Consider the following 19121-nt stretch of genomic DNA (forward strand, 5'->3'; position numbering starts at 1 on the left):
CTGCGCCCCACTACGAGAGAGCCCGACAGGATGCGAACGAGCCCGATCGTGGTCACCGCGTGCCTCCCGTGCCGCCACGAGCGACGAACAGCCCATCAGACTGCGGAACGATGGCCGAGACATCGCGCACGTCAGGCACCGGCTGTGCACGATCGGGTGGCGCCGGATCTGCAGCCGGCACGCGGATCGGCGGCACGGCGAAGATCGAAGATCGGGCCCAGGATGCCGCTTCGACCGCCGGAGGAGCGGACAGCTTCCGCGCGTCGTGCTCGGTTTCACGGTGCGCGATGTCCGACGCCAGCTTGTCGACATAGGCGCGCGTCTCCGCCGGCAGGGGTCGCTCCTTCCGAGCTGCATCATAGCGTCCTGCCCCGGCATTGTAGGCGGCGAGGAAGCGGGGGTTGCCGTAGCGGTCGAACAGCTCCCGCAGATGAGCCGCGCCGGCCATGATGTTGTCGTGCGGGTCATAGGGATCGTCGCCGAGGCCGTAATGAATGCGCAGTTCGGCCCAGGTTTCGGGCATGATCTGCATCAGCCCCATGGCGCCCTTCGGCGATGTTGCGCGCGCAGCGCCATCGCTTTCCGCGCGCATCACGCTTCGGATCCAGGCGGAGGGAATGTCGAAGCGCTCTACGGCCTCAGCGATGAAATCGGCGTAGCGATCGCTCGTCGACGGCGGATTTTGTGGCCCTCGTGTTTCCGACGCCATAGCTGTCGTTGACCAGCCGCAGAGCACTCCGGAAAGGAGAAGAAGGACCAGCGCACGGGGACAAATGAGCACGCGCTTCGATGTGCGTACGCCATCGCAGGCGCGCGGATACAGTCTCGTCGGCGGCATGACGGCCTCTCGACATATGAATGAAGGTGGGGATGGTCGGTCGCGTTCAGCGTGTCGGCGCGCGCCAGACAAAGTGGCCGTCGCCGGCCTCGTCGGTGTAGATGGGTATGGCGCGGCCGATCACCGTGCTGGCGGGCAATGGTCCGAAATACCGCCCGTCCAGACTGTCCGGCACGTCGAAATTCATGAGGAAGAGCTCGCCCTGGGCGATGCGACGGCAGCCGTGCCAGACCGGCAGCGGACGACCCATGTGGTCGCGCTCCAGCGCATCGCCGTAGGCCACGCCATCGACGGTGATGATGCGGTCCTTCCGGCAGACCTCCTGTCCAGGAAGCGCCGCCACGCGCTTCATCAATGGGACGCCGGAGCCAATATAGCCGCGCTCAACCATGAAGCGGGCGAGCGCTGCCGGCGGCGTGACGGCGAGGAGGTCCGTGACCTCGAGCCTGCGCACCGGCTCGATGGCATAGAGCCCGATGGGCGCGCTTGCGGAAACGTTCCACACCAGCTTCAGCGGTGTCGGAACGAACGCGGAGGCTGCCACTCCCATCACGGAGAAATACGTGACCATCACATAGCCGAAGCGGGTCATGCCTCGCACTCCCGGCGCTTCAGCCACGCCGCATGGCGCTCGACCGTGTAGGTTCGGGGCGTGTGACCGGCCGCCAGGCGGTTGTGAACGTGGCGCCAATGGTCCGGCGCCACATCCGCACCGTGGAGGCCGATGGCCTCAACGGCATCCATGTGCTGGAGCACTTTCTCGACCTTCGGCCAGCCGTCGGCGCGCAGCAGGATCTCTCCGCCGGGACGCACGAAGGGCAGTGTCTGGTGGGCCTCGCCGGGTGCGACGGCGCGCACGATGTCGATGCGCGACACTACGGTGCCGAAGTCGTTCGACGCCCAGCGCACGAAGGCAAAGATAGAGCCTGGCGCGAATGACACGACGCGGCGGCTGCGGTCGAGGGTCTGCGCATGAGCTGGGCGTCCGAAGCGGATCCAGTTCTCGATCCGTTTCTCGATCCAGGTCAGCTCCACATGGGTGAGCGGATCTGCGGTCGGCGCGGCCGGTGACGGAGCGACCTGCTTCGCAATGGAGGGTGACACCGACGAACTAATCATGACGCCTCTCCTGATGTTGGAGGAAATTCACGGGCGAGGAGATCGCGGAGCATGTCCGCGACGGTCTGGCCGCGTCCGAAGGCGGCGATCTTGATGCGCCCGCGCAGGTCGGGCGTGATGTCGATGGTGAGCCGCGCGGTGAAGGTTTCGGCTGATCCATGGCCAACCGGCCTCGTGTCGGCGGCCTTGATCCAGTGCTCTGGATCGGCCGGACGCGCGGCAAAGCCCTTGCGCGTTCGTTGCCGGGTCATGGCGTAGATCTCGAACCGGCGAGGCCGGCGATCTCGGCGGAGAGCGCAATGATCTCCCGCGCTGCTGGCCCACCCTCGTCGAGCTCGCCGACGAGCCGTCCGGACTGGGCGGACATGGCGAAGGCGACGCGCTGGCCGACAGTGCTCACGAGCACGGGCGGATCGTGATCCGCCAGCGTCTCGGCGGTCTCGCGGGCGAGCACGGTGCGAGCGCCGCAGCGGTTCAGCACGAAGCGCGCGACAAGCTCCGGGCGATAGATGCGCGCCTCGTTTAGGAGGGCGAGCATCTCCGCGGACGCCCATCCATCGAGCGGTGATGGCTGCACCGGGATCAGGACCAGATCGGCGGCGAGCAAGGCCGAGCGCATCAGGCCGGCGACGCGGGGCGGTCCGTCGATGACGACCATGTCGGCATCGCGTGCCAGCTCGGGGGCTTCCCGGTGCAGCGTATCGCGGGCGAGGCCGACGCCGCCGAACAGGCGCGGCAACCCCTCGCGGCTGCGCTGCTGCGACCAGTCCAGGGCCGAGCCCTGCGGGTCCGCGTCAATGAGCGTGACACGCTGGCCGCGGCTCGCCCACGCGCCGGCGAGATGAAGGGCGAGCGTCGTCTTGCCGACGCCGCCCTTCTGGTTGAGCAGCGCGACGATCATCGGGATGCTCCCGATGTGTCGGCAGGCATCGTTTCGCCTACTGTCAAAGGATCGGGAGCGTGAAATCTGTCTTTACGGAAAGACGGAAGACCATCATCTTGAGAAGCGTACGGGAGATGGCAGTTATACACATCGCCTGCGCGCCTTTTAAGGTTAGACTCTATGTTAGATTCTAAGTTAGGGGCGCAATTTTCATTTTCATCACCTGGGCTTGAGACCTGTTTCGGTTCCCGATGGCACGGGAGGCCCGTTCCCGATGGCACGCCAGTCCGGGTTCCGGATGGCACGAAGGCTTTCATAGCTTTTCCACAGGGCGCCGACGGCTCGAAGGTGAGAAGCACCCGCCCGCCAATCTCCACTTCCGTGAACAGGGTGTAGCCCGGCAACGGCTGACGGCGGACGATGTCGCGCAGTTCGAAGGCGAAGCGCTTGAAGGGCGAGAGGCTGCCGGATTTGAGGTGGAGGTGGCGAAAATCGAAGCGCCAGCCCCGACGCTGCCGCCCGCCATGCTTGCGCACAATCCGGTAGAGCCAGCGCTCCAGCCCGCCCGTGAGATCGAAATACGCCCGGTCGATGGTCAGGACGAGCGCGTCCTCGACGATGGCGCAGTAGAACCAGTCGGGGACGATGAGCTCGATCCCGGCGGGCTTGCCGTCCCGGTCCGTGCGTTCCTTCCACTCGTTGATCCAGGAGAAGCGGTGGCGCCGGCCCTCCGTTCTCTGGCGGATGGATGTGGACACCGTGGTGGACTGCAGGCGGTCCAGGGCGGCCTTGAGGCGCTGATAGTCCCTGAGCGAGGTGCCGCGGCCCACGAACCGGAGGATCTCATAGGGGGTGGCTGCCATGAAGCGCGAGGTGCGCAGTCCCGCGTCGCGGGCCTCGACGATCTGGCTGGCCGCCCAGATCAGGATATCCGCATCCCAGATGGTGGCCATGCCATGGTCAGGCACCGCCTCGACCCGGATCGCGATGTCGCCGGAGACAAAATCGATGGGGGCGACACGGTGGGTCTTGGCGAGGGAGAAGAAGGGATAGGCCATGAGATCCTGCGCATCGCGGGGCGCGAAGGCGCCGGGGAGCGCGCGGAACAGCTCAAGCTGTCCGCTGGGTTGTGAGGAGCGGTGCGGTGCTGCCATGACGAAATGGCCGCTCAGCGCGCCAGGCTGCCCGGCAGGACGCCAGGCATGGAATGACGCTTGGCCGGCAGGATGGAGCCGCGCGGATCGGAGGTGGAGGTGACAGCGCCTCGGGCCACCCAGGCTTGCAAATCCTCGACGGAATAGACGACGCGTCCGCCGAGCTTGCGATAGGCGGGACCGGTCCCGTAGGTGCGGTGCTTCTCAAGGGTGCGGGGCGAAAGGCTGAGGAAGACCGCGGCTTCCTTGGTGCGCAGATAGCGCGGCGGCATCGGGACAGCATCGGGGCGCATGGATCGAACCTCCGTGAGCGATCTCGGGCCGCTGGTCATCAGCGGCGGATGGCGCTCACGGTGGCGAAGGGCGGCCGTCGTGGGGGATGGGGAAGTTGAGGGGCGTAAAATGCCCACCCCGAACGTCTCGGCGATGCGGTTATGGTCGCCGACGATGACGCAGGAGCTTGAGATAGCCGCCGGCGATCAGCGCTCGGCCATCCTTGACGAGACCGATGACGCGAGCGCGCAGCGACGAGGTCTTCCAAGGCTCGGCGGCGATGCGCCTCTGGTCATAGAGAGCGAATGCGATGTCGCGATAGCTGGCGCCGTCAGCGCGTCCGTCGACTGCCAGCATCATGGCGCGCAGGCGCCGCCGCTGCTGTGTGGTCATCCGCGTGTCGGGGAGCGCCGGGCGACCTTCGATGGTGCGCCAAAAGCGGGATAAAGCTTCCACGCGGCCCACGATATCGGTGTCCAGCGGAATGATCGCAGCGATAGGCGCGTCAGGATCAGAGCCCGGCAAGGCAAGGAGTTGGGACGAACGCGCGGCCAAGCCAAGGATGGCAAGCTTCCCCTCAGGGCTGCTCTGCACCACAGAAGCGCTGTCGAGGACGTTCATGCGTGCGCCGGTCAGGAAATCCGGAGATGGACCAAGAAGCACGACGGCCGGGTCGACGATGGGGGACCACAAAACGGTCTGCTCGACGGCGCTCATGGAAGGGCGTGCTGCGAAATCGCAGCCCCCAGCGTTGCTCCACCTCCCGGGGGAGCGGCTCGGCGTCGGTGCCGGTGGTCACGATGGACTGGTAATGACCTTGATAGGCTTCATCCCGGCGCAGGCACTCCCAGGCGAGGCCTTCGACCGACAGGTCGTCGAAGTAATCGTAGCTGGCGTTATCCCGCCAGCGCGATGTGTCCGGCTTCATTCACTCGTCTCCGCATCAGAGGCGTGCGCATTGAGCGAAGACAATCGGGGATTGAGACGGGCGTGAGAAGCCGGCTAAAAGGCATCGCGTGATGCGCTTGCGGCATCACCCCAGTCAGCTCAGGCGGGGCCGCGGAGAAGGTCTTTATAGCCACCCGCCGCCACCCAACGGGCGCGGGCAAGATGGCTGTCATGGACATGACGGGCGCGTTCGGGCTCTCGAGCCGCGTCGATGCCGAACAGCACAAAGACGATCTCCCGCCAGTCGGCGCCATCGGCCGTGGCATCCAACAGGCGGGCATAGAGCCGGATGTGCGCCCGGTCATAGTCCGTCAGTTCGGGACCCGTCGGTGCAGTGTCCTCGAACGCCGCAGTCACCATGTCTGCCTGCCACTTCTCTCAAGATCGGGTTCTTCCCTAAATCCTACACGACTTCCAATGACACCACTGCCACGGTCGCATTTGTAGAGAATACTCCGTGGTGAAATACTCATCAAGGCGATGCTCTCTCGACCATGGAGATCCGAGAGGTGTTCGCCCGGAATTTGAAGGCTGCGAGGCTCGCCAAAGGCCTGTCGCAGGAAGAGCTCGCCCATCGAGCCGGGATCGACCGCACCTATATCAGCTCGTTGGAACGCAGCGTCTACAACGCCAGCATCGATGTCGTAGATCGCTTGGCCTGCGCCCTTGAGCTCGACGCCGCCACCTTGCTGAAGAGACCCGCCGCGGACGTGCCGAGCGGACCCGAAAACCCGGTCGAGTGAAGCGCGGGACCGGCTGGCAACTGCTGACTTCGAAGTGAGAGCCCCGGCCAGATCTGGCCGGGGCCTTGGGCTGCTCACTCGCCGCGTCGCCCGCTGGGGCGGGACCAGATCAGCGAGAAGGTGTCGGCATCCTCGTCGTCGAAGAGGTTGGCGTAGATGGGGGCGTTGAAGCTCGGGTCGTCGAGCTTGAGGCCCAGATAGTCGCGCCCCTCGCTGGAGCGCTTGGACCAGGCAGCGCCGATCTCGGCACGGCCCACCAGGACCCGGTGGCTCGGGGCATTCTCGCCATTGGCGCGCAGGTCGGGGACGATGCGCACGCCCTTGGCCTGGACGCTGAGGGTGACGATCTCGCCGGTGAACTCGTTCGTGCCGATCTTCTTGAAAGTGCCGATGGTGGCCATTTTCGATCTCCGTCTTCCGTTTCCGAGCCCGCACCGTTGCGGCCTCGATGGCGATCGAAGGGCCGAAGGCGACTGCCGCCGCACCCCGGCAGGGGCCTGATGGTCAAGGAGGACTTTCTTGGCGCGCGAGGAATGGGCGGAACGCCCAGGGGAAGAAAGCCCGACGCCGCCATTGCGGCACAGGCGGTCGAGGCGCCGCCGGCCTTCGGCCAGATCAGGCCATGGAAGAGGCCAGTCGGTGCGCGCGATCAACGGTTGGAGATAAGGAGGTGATGGCGATTTCTCACGCGCCCTGCATGAAGGCGGCCCAACCTTCACCGGTGTTGACCTCTTCATTTCCCGGCCGTTGCCCTGCGCCTCGTCCTGACAGGACCAACGGATGGAAAGCTCTCCTCACCGGCCATGCGAGGGTTCGCGTGCAACCGCGCGAAGCTTGTCACCAAGCCCTGCCATACGCGCGCACTCGCGGCCTCGTGCCGCGATCCTCTCGCGGTCGCCATCGCATCCTCGACGACATGGAAATGTCGCCCCGCTGATGTGGTCTTGCCTGATCGGGGCATGTCGATCCGAGGCCCGCGCGAGACACTGGACGGGGCACAGGGTGCGGGCAGCGTTGGCCAGTCTGATGTCCCCATGAGGCAAGGATCGAAGACCGAGACCATATGCGCCGCTGGTCAAGTTCAAACGCTGGCTCCGGAGCCGAATGAGATGGTGGGTATGGATCGTCATGTCGTCATTTCGGGTTGCTCCGGCGGGGGCAAGTCGACACTGATCGCCGAGCTTGCACGCCGTGGCTTTGCCGTGGTCGAGGAGCCAGGGCGGCGCATTGTCGCCGAGCAGATCCGCAGCGGTGGATCAGACCTGCCTTGGGTGGATCTGGCCGCTTTTGCGCGACGTGCAGTCGCCACGGCGCTGGAAGACAGGTCCACGGCTTTTGCCCAGAGCGGATGGGTCTTTTTTGACCGTGGGCTTGTCGATGCGGCCGTTGCGCTTGAATACGCAACCGGGGAGCCCATTGCCGAGACGCTCTGCAATGCCCAACGCTACAATCACACTGTCTTTATGACACCCCCATGGCCAGAGATCTTCAGCGGCGATGACGCGCGCCGGCACGACTTGTCCACTGCGATTGCCGAATATGAGCGCCTGATCGCGGCCTATCCGAAGCTCGGCTATAAGGTAACGATCCTGCCCAGGGTATCGGTTGCGGACCGCGCTGATTTCATCATCGGCCAGCTGGAAGCCCTGAACCAAGCGGATTGAAGCGTTACGCTCTGCCCCCGTCAGGACCCGAAGGGGTCGATCTCACGGATGATCTGGGAGGCGTCGCCGTCGAACTCGTCGGCAGTCACAACGGACAGGGTGCCGTCACCGGCGCGGAAGATCACGATGACGACCATCAGGGTCTTGGCGAGGCTGAGGGCGAAAGCCTGTGCATCGGTGGAGGACATGGGGTCCGGCTCCTGCTCGAAGCGGAGGACCATCCCCCGCTGACAGGCGCCCGATGGGTCCGGCCATGGGCCGCAATCACCGTGGAGGCAAAGCCGCAACGGCGGCACGCTGTGCGTAGCCGACCCCTTGCGGGTTGATGGCGTCAGGCCCTCGGTCGGACCAAGGAACAGCGCAGGAAAGCGGTGGTGGTCTCTTGCTCGAAGAGCGCCGGGTGCAGCCATCCGCCTGCATGGTCAGGCTCAGGAGGCGCGTTGAGCTCCACCCGTGATAAGTGGTGGTCCCGCTCGCCTGTCCGCTGAAAATCGATGATGGGAACCGCAATCTCGTGAAAAGCGGTGACGCACCGTGAAATCCGATTCCGAAGGTGGAGGAAGGCAGCGCTCATGCGCTACCCCTCCCGAAGCGATAGACCGGGATGCCGAGCTTGCGAGCCTTGTCGGCGAGATTGTCCTGGATGCCCGTGCCGGGGAAGATGATGACCCCGATCGGCATGACCGAGAGCATCTGGTCGTTGCGCTTGAAGGGGGCGGCCTTGGCGTGCCGTGTCCAGTCTGGCTTGAAGGCGACCTGCGGCACTTTTCGGGCATCGGCCCAGCAGGCGGCGATCTTCTCGGCGCCCTTGGGCGAACCGCCGTGCAATAGGACCATGTCGGGGTGCTTGGCGTGGACTTGATCGAGCTTTGCCCAGATGAGCTTGTGGTCCACCGTGTCACCGCCGGAGAAGGCAATTTTGGGTCCTGAGGGCATCAGTACTTCAGTCTCCGCGCGCCTGCGGGCGGCGAGGAAATCGCGGCTGTCGATGAGGGCTGAGGTCAGGTGTCGATGGTTCACCAGGGATCCGGAGCGCGGGCGCCAGGCTGAGCCGGTGTGGCGCTCGAAGGCATCGGCAGCTTCGTCCCGCATCTGTTCGAAGGCGTCGCGCCGCTCCATGAGGCTTTGCCCCTCGGCGATCAGGCGTTCCAGTTCCACTGAGCGCACCTCGCTGCCGTCCTGCTCCTGCTGGCTGCGGCGCTGGCTCTGCTCGTTGTCGTCGAGGGCGCCAGAGATGCGGTCGGCGGCCCGGTGGAAGAGATGGACGGTGGACCACAGGAGATCGGGAAGGTCGGGCTCAAGGCGGGTGTCCTGCAGCGTCGCAATCAGCGAGTCAAAGATGTCCGCGATGGCGCCGGTCATGCGATTGGACTCGGGAAGTGGTCGGGGATCAGGTTCGTCCTCGGAAGCGCGGTAGCCGTAGAGCTGAAGGTCCTGCAGCAGGTGATCGGTGGGAGAAGAGGCGTGGGGTTCGTCGTTCTCGATGCTCATGGGAGGCTCCGTCGGTTGGACCGCAGCCTTGCGGCCTTCATGGCGACGAAGCCGGCGGGCGGGACGGACCTGCACCCCGCGGGACGCGCGGGGCCGGAGCGTGAGCGGAGGATGGCGGAGGCCGGCGATTTTGCTTCGCGATGGAAAGGCGTGTGTCGGGTCCCCGCGACGCCTGCGTCGCGGGGAAGCACCGCCGACGGAAAATCGTCGGCCGCAGCCATTGCCGGTCCGGGACGACTGCTGGCCGATCGCCCTCTGGAAGGCCTGGCTGCGGATCCCCTGGCGACGGTGGGCATCAGAGCGGGACGTCAGAGCATCGCCACTCCCTGACGCTCCAGGTCACGGGCTCAGCACCATGAAGCGGCTGACGTCATCAGGAGCAAGCTGGCATCGGATGCCCGCTCGCAACGCGTCGACGCCAAAGGCGCGCAGATCCTCATTGAAGTCGCCGAGCGCCGGCGAGAGCACGATGGCCTCGACCCCGGTGGAGTTCGCTCGTGCGATGAGGCTGTCTCGTGCCCTGTCGCCGGCAGGATCGTTGTCCCGTACGATGTAGAGCCGCCGCACGTCAGGTGGAAATGCGACGACGGCAAGGTGTGCTGCCGAGAGCGCAGCCACCATCGGGAGGCTGGGCAGCGCTGTGCGCACGGAGAGGATGGTTTCGATGCCCTCGCCAGCGGCCATCGCATCGTTGGGCCTGCCGAAGCGGACGGCATGCTCCAGCAGGTGGCCCATGGCACGTCGGGGCGTGGCGATGGCTGCCTTGTCCGATCCGTCGGGAGCGAGCCATGTCCGGTGGATGCCCATGATCCGTCCCCTGAGGTCGGTGACGGCAGCGATCATGGCCGGCAGGGGTTGAATGGGCTCGCGTGGATCCGGGCGGTAATAGCAGCGCGGGTGAAAGCGCAGGCTTCCGGTTTCGTGCAGAGCCGTGATGCCGCGCTTCCGCAGATACGTCTCCACGATTGTGCCCACAATCGGCTGTGCGGCGGCAAAGAGCCGTCGTGCCAAGGTGACCGGATCACGTGAGGAGCTTGGCTTCCTGCAATGGGGAGCTTCCGCGTCTGGTGAGATTGGTGGAAGGCGCATAAATGCTTGAGCCTCGGCGACAACCTCGCTGAAGTGGGACAGGCCCCGGCTTTCGCGGATCACGTCGAGCAGGTCGCCGTGCTCCCCCGTGGCCGCATCGGTCCATTTTCCGGCTGGGCCCCTTGCGCTGTCCCTCAGACGCACAAACATGGAGCGACCGGGCGTGTTGCGAACATTGCCCACCTGCCAATACTGCCCCTGCCGCCGGCCGGCTGAGAGATAATGGCGACAAACCGCCTCCGCGTGTCGGCCGAGCCTGTGGACCAGATCATGGGCCGCATCCTTCATGGGGACGCTCCAATATATAAGGCCCGCCGTCCGGGCCACGCGACAGGGGGAGCGCGAGGCGGCGGGCGGCGGGCCAGGTTGCCCGGGAGGATTATTCGGCAGCGATCGGGGGAGAGATCGCTTCGGGCTCCTCACTATCGGCGAGGTCCTCGCTGTCGCCCATGGCCGTTTCGCCATCGATCTCCGCCGTCTCTTCGCCGGCGGTGTCCGAGGGCTGGGTCCGCAGCGGCTCCGGGAGCCAGCCGGTGTCGGCAAGGAGGGCTTCTGCCTCCCGGGCCATGTCGCCCTTCTTGAGGTGGGCGATCCGCTCGGCCGCGCGTTCGCCCTTGGCCTCAGTCACCGCCTGCAGGATGCGGGCCTTGGTGACCCGACCGAAGAAGGTGTCGACCGTGGGCTGCCATCCGGCCGCTGCCATGTCGAGCGACACCGCCTGCGCCAGCCGGTTGGCATGGGCGAAGGCGCGCGGACGGCGGTTCCAGGCCTCGTGCACGGCATTGACCGACAGGCTCACCACATGGGCGAACAAGGCGGCCCGGCTGTCGCGGTCCCAGCCGCTCAGGGTGTCCCAGAGCGCGCCTGGCTCCTTGGGCAGCGCCTTGGCCCAGCTCTCGTGACGGACGCGGATGGCCTCGGCCGAAACACGGTCGTTGAGGCTAGGCGCCTGGGCGTTGAAGGACACGCTTTTCAGATCGAGCTCAAGGCAGCTGTCCGAGCCATAGGCGTAGAATGCCTTCAGCGTGAGAGCATGGACCGCCGCGAGGAAGGCCACGTCGGGCTGTTCGCCCAGCGCATGGCGCAGGCCCAGGGTGCGATGGGTGGTCAGCTCCGTAAGCAGCCGGTCGGAGATCGGCGCGAGGCCGTCTTCCTCCTCGGGCTCCGCAGGTGCATCGCACGCCGCTGCCTCCTGGTGCGGGGCCGAGGGCATGGCGGACCCGTCATCGCTCTCGGCGGAACGGTCTTGGTCCTCCTCGACCGGCACCTCGTCCTCCGAGCGGACATAGCCCCGCTCCACCCGGAGCTTGCCGTCCTGGGCGATGCTGACGAAGGCGCCGGCGCGGCTGACCTCCGCCGGATCGAACGCGAGGGGGCGCGTCTCAAAGGCCTCCAGCGCCGCCTCGAGCTCACCGAGCCGCGCATCGACCTCCTCGGGGAGTTCGTCGGCGTCGGCATGTTCTTCGGAGAGGCGATCATATGCGGCCTGGGCCGTCGCCCGAGCTGCCTCCTCCTCCGCGGTCAGGGGCGTCGGCTCACCCCGCAGCTGGCGCAGGCCGTAGGTGTGGCCATAGGCAAAGTCCGGCGCCACCTCGATCCACTTCCAGCCTTCGCCGCGGATCCCGTCGGCCTCAATGGCGAGCTTTTCCGCCACCATGCGATCGACGAGGGTGACATCCTGTAGCCAGCCGCCGTCGTCGCCCTGAAACAGGTCGCGGAGCACCGTGCCTCCGGCCGTCTCATAGGCCTCGATGCCGATGAACCGGGACCGCTTGTCAGATGCCCGGACCGCGCCTTCGGTGAGCATGCGTCGGATGGCGTAGGGCTGCTTGTCATAAGTCTGGGCGAGACGGTCCAGCACCTGCTCCTGCCGCTCATGGTCACCGGAGACGGTGAAGGCCATGAGCTGGTCAAGGGTGAGGCCGTCCTCGGCGTACACATCCAGGAGCTTCGGCGAGACGGAGGCGAGCTTCAACCGCTGCTTCACCACAGCGACCGAGACAAAGAAGGCGGCCGCGATCTCCTCCTCGGACTGGCCCTTCTCGCGCAAGGCGAGGAAGGCTCGGAACTGGTCGAGGGGATGGAGCGGGGCACGCTGGACATTCTCGGCCAGCGAATCCTCCTCGGCGATGCCGCCCTCGCGCACGATGCAGGGCACCGGGGCTGTCCTGGCGAGGCGCTTGCGCTTCACCAACAGCTCCAATGCCCGGTAGCGCCGCCCGCCGGCCGGAATCTCGTACATGCCGGTCTCGACGCCATCGGCATCGACAACGGCGCGGACATTGAGTCCCTGGAGCAGACCGCGCCGGGCGATATCCTCGGCGAGCTCTTCGATGGAGACGCCCGCCTTCACCCGGCGGACGTTGGCCTGGCTCAGCACCAGCTTGTTGAAGGGGATGTCGCGGGAGGACGAAAGGGTGATCTTCTGAACAGCCGTGGCCATAGGATATTTCTCCGCGACGGGCGGCCGGAGAACCTCTCTCTGGCCTTCCACCCGTCACGAAGCACGGCGCTGCCCTCTTCCTCTGAGGGCAGCGCCGCAGAACCGACGATCCGGAAAACCGGCACCGCTCAAAGCCGGAGACACGGCAATCCGCGTCTCCGGCATCGCGGATCTCAGGCAGCGCGATCGAGAAGCTTTTTCGCCCGCGCCTCCAGATCGAGGCGGGCATCCTGGTGCGGCTTGTCCCGGGCCACGGCGGTGATGCCCTGCACAAAGTCGAAGATGCTCTCCGGCTTGCGGCCTTCCTCGGCAAGCACGGTCTCGATCACCTTCTGCGTCTCCGCTTTGGAGAACCCCTTGCGGCGCAGGAACTCTGTGCGGTCCTCGTCGGTGCGTGCCACGATGCGCTCGCGCGCGGCTCTGATGCCATCGACGAAAGGCATGGGAGAGGAATTGGCAAAGCGCTCCAGGGCCGGCGCCGCCTGATGGGCGAAGCGGGATGCGGCATACTTGGAGTGGCGGATGGTGATCTCCTCGAAATCCTCTACGCCCCACAGGTTCCGGTTCTGGCAGACCGCCCGCAGATAGAAGCTGGAGATGCCCAGCGTCTTGGCGCCCACCTCCGAGTTCCAGCAATAGAAGCCCCGGAAGAACAGGTCGGGAGAGCCGTCCGGCAGCCGCCCGGCCTCGATGGGGTTGAGGTCATCGACCAGGAACAGGAAGACGTCCCGGTCGGAGGCATAGAGCGTCGTCGTGTCCTTCGTGATGTCGACGCGGGGATTGTAGATGCCGGTCGACCAGTCGAGCACACCCGGCACCTTCCAGCGGGTATCGCCCGTGCCATCGCCAGCGATGCGGCGCACGGCGTCCACCAGCTCATGATCGTAGATGCGGCCATAGTCGGGACCTGTCACGGCCCGGAGTTCGACGCGCCCGTCCTCGACCTCCAGCGTCTTGACCTGCTCGGCGCGGTGCGTGAGCAAACCGTGCTGCAGGTTGATGCCGGCCAAGGGTGCTGGAAGCTGCCGCAGGTAGGCCGCCGGCGCGCCGATGAGGCTCGCAAGCTGGCCAAAGCACCAATGGGTCGGGGCAACGGGAGCGTCTGCCCCGGGCAGCGCGAGCGTCAGCCGGTCCGGCGCCTCTCGGCTCGCCTCGACGCGGATCGCGGCGCTCTCCACGGTGCGCGTCCGGCTCCGATCGGACCTGCCGCGCACCGCGCCATACAGATCAGACAGGGACAGATAGCGCTCGTCCGCCGGCCGGGAAAACCACTCGGAGGACACGCGGCCGATCCGCTCGCCGCGGCTCGCATCCACCTTATAACCGCCGGCCGCTTCCCGGCTGGCATCTAGAACCTGAACCCCAGTCATGGGACAAAACTCCACGACGGGCGCCGGGAGCTTCTCTCCCTGCCCTCAACCCGTCACGGAAATCCGCTCCAACCTCTCACTCTCGATCGGGCGGACGGACGGAATACCACCGGAATCCCGATGAACTTCTCGCTCCGATTGATAGCATCCCGCCGCATTGACCCAAGAGGAGGCGACGCTACCATTACCTCTGGAGTGCGCCAAGAGCAGAAACTGGATTGTCGTCGGATAGCGGACATTCAGCTTCGCGCCCCTTTGTCGCCGTTCACGGATCTCGGTCGGACCTGAAACCTGCCGTTCGGTCAGGATCCCCGGACCGCCTTCGCGCCGGAATCAAACAGCTTTTGTTTGACGGATCGCTGAACTATCTAAGGTGCAATAAGCCCGAGGCAGCAACCGCGCTTTAGCACCCTCTGGAGATCCCATGCTCCCCACTGTTTTCCTTTCGCTTGAGGGCGCCGAACAAGGGTTCGTCGACAAAGTGCGCCGGTTCCTGCCTGATGGTCTTGCCTACTTCTATCCACGTAGCTTCGCCAACGGCGAGGAGCTGATCGCGGCGATGGAGGAACGCGTCGGCCAGGCGTCTATCTTTGTGCTTTTCGCGTCTAAGAAGGCGTTGAAGTCTTCTTGGGTCGGCTTCGAGATCGACCGCGCGCGCGTTGCGAAGATTAAGGACAAGCGCTTCCGAGTGCTCATTATGCCGATCGGCTCTGACGTGTCGCACTCCGACCTGCCCGCCTGGATGCGTGAGCATTGGGTCGGCCACGTCGGGAACGCGCCGCGCGAGATCGCGCGCTACATCCGCAAGGTGCTGGTGACCGGTCCGCTTAGCCACCTGCCGGGTGCCCAGGTATTTGGACGCGGCGCCCTTGTCGACGCGTCGGTAAACGCAATCAATGATGTAGTGCTACGCACCGAGCAGTCCCCAAACGTGATCGTATTGGCCGGTCCGCTCGGCATCGGCCGTCGCACGTTCAGCCGCCGATTGCTCGCAGAGGCGTTCCCTGCGACGCCCGAGCTCTCCTTCGGCCCCGAATTCGTGCTGCCCCGCTTCGCCGATCTCGCCGACCTTTACCGCGCATTGCGCCAGGAGGTGGAAACCGATCTACCGTTGCACTCGATCGGTGAAGACTTGCGCGCGTTCGGTGAGGCGCCCGTTCACGAGCAAGCGCGCGAGATTGAGCGCCGACTCGCCCATTTCGCCGATCTCGGCCAAGCGGTAACGATGGTCACCGGCAACGGCATATTTGAAGACCAGGGCTTCCTGAAGCCGTGGGCCGTCGCGCTGTTTGAGAAGTTGGCGCTGGAGCGGCGGATCAAGCTGGTGGTGGCATCGAACCGCCTCATCCACGAGAAAGAGCTGCGCGCCCACACGAATGTCATGCAGGTCCATGTCCCCGCGCTCCGGGAGGCGGACACTCGCGCACTGATGGTGAGCTCGGCGTCGGCGATAGGGGCGAAGCCGGCGCTGCCGAACGACGAGGTAATCCGCGTGATAGGCGGGCACCCGGCGATCGCGCGGGCGACGGCCGCGCTGGTCGCGCAGGCGGGCCCCGCGGTGCTGAACGCGAACCCGGCCGACCTGCACTCCCTTCAAGAGGAGGTGCTGGGCGACAGCCTGGAATTCGCGCGGCGCACACCGATGGAGCGCGACATCCTGTCGGTGCTGAGCTGGGTGCCGCAGCTCGCAGGCGACACACTGCGCCGCGTTGTGCTCGAACGCCATGCGGTCCCGCCCGAGCGCTTTGCTGAGGAGATTTCGGGGTTAGTGTTAGCCTGCTTGGTCGAGGTGTCGGGGCCAAACTACCTTATCTCTCCGCCGGTTCGCTCTCTGTTCCGGCGGCTACACGGCTACGGCTCGACGGAACTGATGACGGTGTTCTCGGCAGCACTGAAAGACGAGTTCGAGCGAGCCAAGCAAAACGACGAACTCCGCGCCGAATTGTTCGACGCAGTCGCGTTCATGGCTGCGATAGAGGGTGGCACGCTTCCGCCCGAGATGAGAGACCTGCTCCTGCCCTCAACACTGCAGGAAGTGGTAAAAGAAACATACGATCGCGGCCATGACGATCCCGAGGCGCTGCGCCGCGTGGTCGTCTGGGGCACTTCGGCCCTGAAAGGGAAGATGGACGAGACCACGCGTGAGGAGATCCTGACATACGTGCTGCGGGCACGCGTCCGCCTCCGCGATCACGATGCGGAGGTGGAGCAATTGCTCGTGCTGTTCGAGAAGCAGTTCTACCGTTCACGCTTCTACATGAGGGCCTTCCACCTGCGCGTCGGTAAAGGCGACCTGAAGGGTGCGGTAGCCGAACTCGTGAAAGCGCGTGAGGTCCGCAAATATATCAAGCTGGTAGTCGGTGACCTTGCCCGCTGCTATCAGCGACTGGGTTGGTGGACGCAACTTCAAGATTTGGTGCGCGAACAGGAGGCACACATTGGGCGCAACCCTGTACTGCTGGACGTGCAGGCAGGCATGCTGATTGCGCAGGGCGAGTGGCAGGCGGCGGAACAGGTGATCAGGAGGTTGCGTGCCAATCCCCGGCAGGGGACCTACGCTGACGGTCGGGAGGCGATGCTAATCATGCGCCGCGATCAAGATTTCGCGGGTGCGCAAGCGATGCTGACCCAGGTCCTGGAGAGCGGTTCAGGTGGTCAGACCTTTCTACGGCGCCTGCGCGCCGTGGCGGCCGCATCAGCCGGAGACCTGCGCGTCGCTAGCGAAGACGCCAAGTTCCTTAAGGCGCGCGGCGCTCCGGGAGCAGTTGCTGGTATAGAGGCGCGGATCAGGTTGGCGCAAAAGGACTACGACGGTGCCGAGGCCGCGTTGACCAGTGCCGGGATGCTAAGTGGTCCAGACGAGCTTTTACGCGCGCGCATCTTGGAGGCTCGTGCCGAAGATTCGTCGACGCCGTTCGCCCGGCGCGAACCGCTGCGTCGCGAGGCAGCCGCAATCCGCGGGCGCAACCGCATGGACGAGTACGACTTCGAGCACTGATGGGTCGCTTTCGCGCCGTCATCGCGGCGATCCGACCTCTCGGTGCCGCTGCGCCGGGGAGAGGCAGCCGTCCGGCTACCTGATGTTAGGCGGTGTGGACGGATTTGGCGGGGTCGAAGCGGGGGGATTCCCTTCCGGCTGTTTCGGTGATTCATAGAGGGTCGGCTTTTGGCGAGGTCGACCATGCTGACGCGGATGACGGACGAGGATTGGGCGGTGGCGCTGGATGTGTTCCACGCCTGCCGCTCGCGGCGGGGCGACAAGGGGCGAGACGACCGCAAGTTCCTCGAAGCCATGCACTATTTCACCGTGCACAACATCTCCTGGCGGGCGCTGCCGGCGGAGTTCGGGTCCTGGAACAGCGTCTGGAAACGGTTCTGGCGGCTGCGCCAGGCCGGCGTGTTCGAGCTGTTCTTCGAAACGCTGGCTTCGCTCAGCCGCACCGCGCATCTGGTTCAGATGTTCGATTCCACCGTGGTGCGTGCCCACGTCTCCGCCGCCGGGGCAAAAGGGGGCAGCAAGGCCACGCCCTCGGGCGCTCACGCGGCGGCTTCTCCACTAAGATCCACCTCAAGAGTGACTTCGAGGGCCACCCGATCGCCTTCCACCTGACCGGCGGCGAGGCCGGCGACAGCCCGCTGTTCAAGCTGCTGCTGGATCTTGGTCCCGATGTGAAGCCCCGCGCGGCGCTCGCCGACAAGGGCTATGACGCCAAGGCCAACCGGGCGCTGGCCCGAGCGCGCGGCATCGCGCCCGCCATCCCGTTCAAATCCAACGCGAAGGATCGTCCCGCCTTCTTCCCGAAGGCGCTCTACAAGGGCCGGGCCCGCATCGAGCAGTGCTTCGGAAAGCTCAAGCGTTTCAAGCGCGTCGCCCTGCGCTGCGAGAAGACAGAGCGCGGCTTCGCCGCAATCGTCGCGCTCGCCTTCTCATTCATCCTCATCAAATCCGTCCACACCGCCTAGGCAAGCGATTGGATGTCGAGACTGAACGGAACAGAGTGCCCTTTTTCGATCCTACGTGAAGGAACGTCGGCTTTTCCCGGCCGGAAACCCGAAAGTGGTCAGTCCAAAATCGGTCCCATTTAGGACGGCCTAACTCGGGATAATCAGCATACCCTGAAGCGGGCGCACCTAGAGTCTGCAACAGCTCTTCCCAGCCGAGCCTGACCGGAACCACGCGCCAAGAGCAGACATGAAGAGCCAGCCCGATAGCAGACCTTCTGAGAGGGGCAGCAGGAGGAGGTGTCGGGCGGCAACCCTCGTGCGCGCTGCTTACGAACCTCGGCGCGGCAACTTGCGAGCAAGCTGAATCAGCATCGAGCCGCGTTAACCCAGAGCAGCTTTTTGATGCCGGTGGCTGTGAATAGGTTGCGACGCCCACAGAGACGAACGCTTCCGGCTCACAGTACGAGACATCGGAGCCAAAATATGCAATCTAAAGAAGCATGAGAGAGTACCTGCTGGCAAACGTCAACTCCGGTCATCTGAGAGCGCACGACCTACGCTTGGCGACCTCTGGCGCGCAGCGGACCAGGGTCGAGCGTGGTGTGCAGTCCGCCGCTTCCCGCCGCGGCCGGCGCGCGGCGGGATAGGAGCCACCATGCCAGATTTAACGATAGTTGAGGACGGAGGTGAGCGCCGGGACTGGGATCGGGAAATCTCGCAACAGCACTTCGAGGCCTTCGTCGTCGCGCTGCTTCGGAGCCTCGCCGCCGGCGACGGATCATACCGGCTGACGCAGGAGTTCTTTCGCTTCCTGGAACATGCTCAGGACAGCAAGATGCCTATCGGGCCAGTGCTGGATGGCGCCATCCGGAACCTGCATGATCAAGCATTCGATAGCGACAGTCAGAACGGTTACGACACTGAGAAAAAGCGCGTGTTGCAAGCTGCTCTTCGTGTGACCGCCGAGAGCATGGCGAGCGATAACCTTGCTCGCGCGCGACGCTCCAAACGAGAAGATGAACTACGGCACGCAATTGATGAGAAAGTGCTCGGCTCCGAGCGGCGCTCCCGCGAGAACGGCTGGAGCTATCTTGCGAACTTGACCGAAAAGCTCGGCAAGTGGCCAACGCGGAAGAAGTAGAGACTATGGCTCCGCAACAA

21 protein-coding genes and 1 pseudogene are annotated in these 19121 nt (G+C 65.2%); 6 read left to right on the forward strand and 16 right to left on the reverse strand.

The features are described 5' to 3' along the window. Positions 1 to 52 precede the first annotated feature (52 nt). From V5F75_RS15280 to V5F75_RS15325, 10 genes are all read right to left on the reverse strand, one after another. Positions 53 to 709 (reverse strand): lytic transglycosylase domain-containing protein, encoded by a 657-nt coding sequence (locus tag V5F75_RS15280; RefSeq protein WP_394037748.1) that lies wholly within the window; start codon positions 707 to 709, stop codon positions 53 to 55. 175 nt (positions 710 to 884) lie between these two features. Beyond that, complete coding sequence (locus V5F75_RS15285) at positions 885 to 1430, reverse strand: S26 family signal peptidase (RefSeq protein ID WP_394037746.1); 546 nt, start codon at positions 1428 to 1430, stop codon at positions 885 to 887. Further along, positions 1427 to 1957, reverse strand: coding sequence for a DUF2840 domain-containing protein (locus tag V5F75_RS15290; protein ID WP_394037744.1), 531 nt, complete (start codon positions 1955 to 1957; stop codon positions 1427 to 1429). The genes V5F75_RS15285 and V5F75_RS15290 overlap by 4 nt, the downstream gene beginning before the upstream one ends. Continuing rightward, positions 1954 to 2208, reverse strand: a complete 255-nt coding sequence (locus tag V5F75_RS15295) for a hypothetical protein (RefSeq protein WP_394037742.1) — start codon at positions 2206 to 2208, stop codon at positions 1954 to 1956. The genes V5F75_RS15290 and V5F75_RS15295 overlap by 4 nt, the downstream gene beginning before the upstream one ends. Beyond that, positions 2205 to 2858, reverse strand: a complete 654-nt coding sequence (gene parA, locus V5F75_RS15300; RefSeq protein ID WP_394037740.1) for a ParA family partition ATPase — start codon at positions 2856 to 2858, stop codon at positions 2205 to 2207. Before parA ends, V5F75_RS15295 begins: the two co-directional genes overlap by 4 nt. Beyond that, complete coding sequence (locus tag V5F75_RS15305; protein WP_394037738.1) at positions 2855 to 3994, reverse strand: replication initiator protein A; 1140 nt, start codon at positions 3992 to 3994, stop codon at positions 2855 to 2857. The genes parA and V5F75_RS15305 overlap by 4 nt, the downstream gene beginning before the upstream one ends. A gap of 14 nt (positions 3995 to 4008) precedes the next feature. Continuing rightward, positions 4009 to 4287, reverse strand: a complete 279-nt coding sequence (locus tag V5F75_RS15310; protein ID WP_394037736.1) for a helix-turn-helix transcriptional regulator — start codon at positions 4285 to 4287, stop codon at positions 4009 to 4011. 139 nt (positions 4288 to 4426) lie between these two features. After that, positions 4427 to 4888: a DUF2285 domain-containing protein gene (locus tag V5F75_RS15315; protein ID WP_394037734.1), complete on the reverse strand. Its 462-nt coding sequence runs from the start codon at positions 4886 to 4888 to the stop codon at positions 4427 to 4429. After that, positions 4845 to 5195 carry a transcriptional regulator domain-containing protein gene (locus V5F75_RS15320; RefSeq protein WP_394037732.1) on the reverse strand — a complete coding sequence of 117 codons (351 nt, stop codon included), beginning with the start codon at positions 5193 to 5195 and terminating at the stop codon, positions 4845 to 4847. The genes V5F75_RS15315 and V5F75_RS15320 overlap by 44 nt, the downstream gene beginning before the upstream one ends. 119 nt (positions 5196 to 5314) lie before the next feature. After that, a complete protein-coding gene (locus tag V5F75_RS15325; protein WP_394037730.1) occupies positions 5315 to 5575 on the reverse strand; it encodes a DNA -binding domain-containing protein in 261 nt (86 codons plus the stop codon). A gap of 134 nt (positions 5576 to 5709) precedes the next feature. Here V5F75_RS15325 and V5F75_RS15330 point away from each other — a divergent pair, with 134 nt between their 5' ends. Further along, the gene (locus tag V5F75_RS15330; protein ID WP_394037728.1) at positions 5710 to 5958 is read left to right on the forward strand and encodes a helix-turn-helix domain-containing protein; all 249 of its coding nucleotides are present in this window, start codon (positions 5710 to 5712) and stop codon (positions 5956 to 5958) included. A 74-nt stretch (positions 5959 to 6032) separates the two neighbouring features. Here the strand turns inward: V5F75_RS15330 and V5F75_RS15335 are convergent, their stop codons facing one another. Then, positions 6033 to 6359, reverse strand: coding sequence for a DUF736 domain-containing protein (locus tag V5F75_RS15335; RefSeq protein WP_394037726.1), 327 nt, complete (start codon positions 6357 to 6359; stop codon positions 6033 to 6035). Positions 6360 to 7076: 717 nt separating this feature from the next. Between V5F75_RS15335 and V5F75_RS15340 the strand changes: the two genes are divergently transcribed. Then, a complete protein-coding gene (locus tag V5F75_RS15340) occupies positions 7077 to 7622 on the forward strand; it encodes an AAA family ATPase (RefSeq protein ID WP_394037724.1) in 546 nt (181 codons plus the stop codon). A 20-nt stretch (positions 7623 to 7642) separates the two neighbouring features. Here the strand turns inward: V5F75_RS15340 and V5F75_RS15345 are convergent, their stop codons facing one another. The 5 genes from V5F75_RS15345 to V5F75_RS15365 form a co-directional block, all read right to left on the reverse strand. Beyond that, the gene (locus tag V5F75_RS15345; protein WP_394037722.1) at positions 7643 to 7810 is read right to left on the reverse strand and encodes a hypothetical protein; all 168 of its coding nucleotides are present in this window, start codon (positions 7808 to 7810) and stop codon (positions 7643 to 7645) included. A 382-nt stretch (positions 7811 to 8192) separates the two neighbouring features. Then, positions 8193 to 9113 (reverse strand): DUF2493 domain-containing protein, encoded by a 921-nt coding sequence (locus tag V5F75_RS15350; protein ID WP_394037720.1) that lies wholly within the window; start codon positions 9111 to 9113, stop codon positions 8193 to 8195. A 339-nt stretch (positions 9114 to 9452) separates the two neighbouring features. Next, a complete protein-coding gene (locus tag V5F75_RS15355; RefSeq protein WP_394037718.1) occupies positions 9453 to 10490 on the reverse strand; it encodes a DUF7146 domain-containing protein in 1038 nt (345 codons plus the stop codon). A gap of 91 nt (positions 10491 to 10581) precedes the next feature. After that, entirely contained in the window at positions 10582 to 12645 is a 2064-nt protein-coding gene (locus V5F75_RS15360; protein WP_394037716.1) for a ParB/RepB/Spo0J family partition protein, read from the reverse strand. A gap of 173 nt (positions 12646 to 12818) precedes the next feature. Continuing rightward, positions 12819 to 14015: a DUF932 domain-containing protein gene (locus V5F75_RS15365; protein ID WP_394037714.1), complete on the reverse strand. Its 1197-nt coding sequence runs from the start codon at positions 14013 to 14015 to the stop codon at positions 12819 to 12821. Between the two features lie 424 nt (positions 14016 to 14439). Between V5F75_RS15365 and V5F75_RS15370 the strand changes: the two genes are divergently transcribed. From V5F75_RS15370 to V5F75_RS15385, 4 genes and pseudogenes are all read left to right on the forward strand, one after another. Further along, the gene (locus tag V5F75_RS15370) at positions 14440 to 17013 is read left to right on the forward strand and encodes a TIR domain-containing protein (protein ID WP_394037712.1); all 2574 of its coding nucleotides are present in this window, start codon (positions 14440 to 14442) and stop codon (positions 17011 to 17013) included. 195 nt (positions 17014 to 17208) lie between these two features. Further along, positions 17209 to 17412: pseudogene (locus V5F75_RS15375) on the forward strand (transposase); the annotation flags it as partial. After that, on the forward strand, positions 17391 to 17978 hold the full coding sequence (locus tag V5F75_RS15380; RefSeq protein ID WP_509212174.1) for an IS5 family transposase: 588 nt from the start codon (positions 17391 to 17393) through the stop codon (positions 17976 to 17978). The pseudogene V5F75_RS15375 and the gene V5F75_RS15380, both read left to right, overlap by 22 nt. A 637-nt stretch (positions 17979 to 18615) precedes the next feature. Next, positions 18616 to 19101 (forward strand): hypothetical protein, encoded by a 486-nt coding sequence (locus V5F75_RS15385; RefSeq protein ID WP_394033664.1) that lies wholly within the window; start codon positions 18616 to 18618, stop codon positions 19099 to 19101. Positions 19102 to 19121 lie beyond the last annotated feature (20 nt).

Source organism: Xanthobacter albus, from assembly GCF_043194895.2.
Taxonomy (GTDB): domain Bacteria; phylum Pseudomonadota; class Alphaproteobacteria; order Rhizobiales; family Xanthobacteraceae; genus Xanthobacter.

What these genes read in the sequence shown, in the direction of transcription:
- V5F75_RS15280 (WP_394037748.1), bottom strand. Translation starts at nt 709, where the DNA reads ATGGCGTCGGAAACACGAGGGCCACAAAATCCGCCGTCGACGAGCGAT.
- V5F75_RS15285 (WP_394037746.1), bottom strand. Translation starts at nt 1,430, where the DNA reads ATGACCCGCTTCGGCTATGTGATGGTCACGTATTTCTCCGTGATGGGA.
- V5F75_RS15290 (WP_394037744.1), bottom strand. Translation starts at nt 1,957, where the DNA reads ATGATTAGTTCGTCGGTGTCACCCTCCATTGCGAAGCAGGTCGCTCCG.
- V5F75_RS15295 (WP_394037742.1), bottom strand. Translation starts at nt 2,208, where the DNA reads ATGACCCGGCAACGAACGCGCAAGGGCTTTGCCGCGCGTCCGGCCGAT.
- parA (WP_394037740.1), bottom strand. Translation starts at nt 2,858, where the DNA reads ATGATCGTCGCGCTGCTCAACCAGAAGGGCGGCGTCGGCAAGACGACG.
- V5F75_RS15305 (WP_394037738.1), bottom strand. Translation starts at nt 3,994, where the DNA reads ATGGCAGCACCGCACCGCTCCTCACAACCCAGCGGACAGCTTGAGCTG.
- V5F75_RS15310 (WP_394037736.1), bottom strand. Translation starts at nt 4,287, where the DNA reads ATGCGCCCCGATGCTGTCCCGATGCCGCCGCGCTATCTGCGCACCAAG.
- V5F75_RS15315 (WP_394037734.1), bottom strand. Translation starts at nt 4,888, where the DNA reads ATGAACGTCCTCGACAGCGCTTCTGTGGTGCAGAGCAGCCCTGAGGGG.
- V5F75_RS15320 (WP_394037732.1), bottom strand. Translation starts at nt 5,195, where the DNA reads ATGAAGCCGGACACATCGCGCTGGCGGGATAACGCCAGCTACGATTAC.
- V5F75_RS15325 (WP_394037730.1), bottom strand. Translation starts at nt 5,575, where the DNA reads ATGGTGACTGCGGCGTTCGAGGACACTGCACCGACGGGTCCCGAACTG.
- V5F75_RS15330 (WP_394037728.1), top strand. Translation starts at nt 5,710, where the DNA reads ATGGAGATCCGAGAGGTGTTCGCCCGGAATTTGAAGGCTGCGAGGCTC.
- V5F75_RS15335 (WP_394037726.1), bottom strand. Translation starts at nt 6,359, where the DNA reads ATGGCCACCATCGGCACTTTCAAGAAGATCGGCACGAACGAGTTCACC.
- V5F75_RS15340 (WP_394037724.1), top strand. Translation starts at nt 7,077, where the DNA reads ATGGATCGTCATGTCGTCATTTCGGGTTGCTCCGGCGGGGGCAAGTCG.
- V5F75_RS15345 (WP_394037722.1), bottom strand. Translation starts at nt 7,810, where the DNA reads ATGTCCTCCACCGATGCACAGGCTTTCGCCCTCAGCCTCGCCAAGACC.
- V5F75_RS15350 (WP_394037720.1), bottom strand. Translation starts at nt 9,113, where the DNA reads ATGAGCATCGAGAACGACGAACCCCACGCCTCTTCTCCCACCGATCAC.
- V5F75_RS15355 (WP_394037718.1), bottom strand. Translation starts at nt 10,490, where the DNA reads ATGAAGGATGCGGCCCATGATCTGGTCCACAGGCTCGGCCGACACGCG.
- V5F75_RS15360 (WP_394037716.1), bottom strand. Translation starts at nt 12,645, where the DNA reads ATGGCCACGGCTGTTCAGAAGATCACCCTTTCGTCCTCCCGCGACATC.
- V5F75_RS15365 (WP_394037714.1), bottom strand. Translation starts at nt 14,015, where the DNA reads ATGACTGGGGTTCAGGTTCTAGATGCCAGCCGGGAAGCGGCCGGCGGT.
- V5F75_RS15370 (WP_394037712.1), top strand. Translation starts at nt 14,440, where the DNA reads ATGCTCCCCACTGTTTTCCTTTCGCTTGAGGGCGCCGAACAAGGGTTC.
- V5F75_RS15385 (WP_394033664.1), top strand. Translation starts at nt 18,616, where the DNA reads ATGCCAGATTTAACGATAGTTGAGGACGGAGGTGAGCGCCGGGACTGG.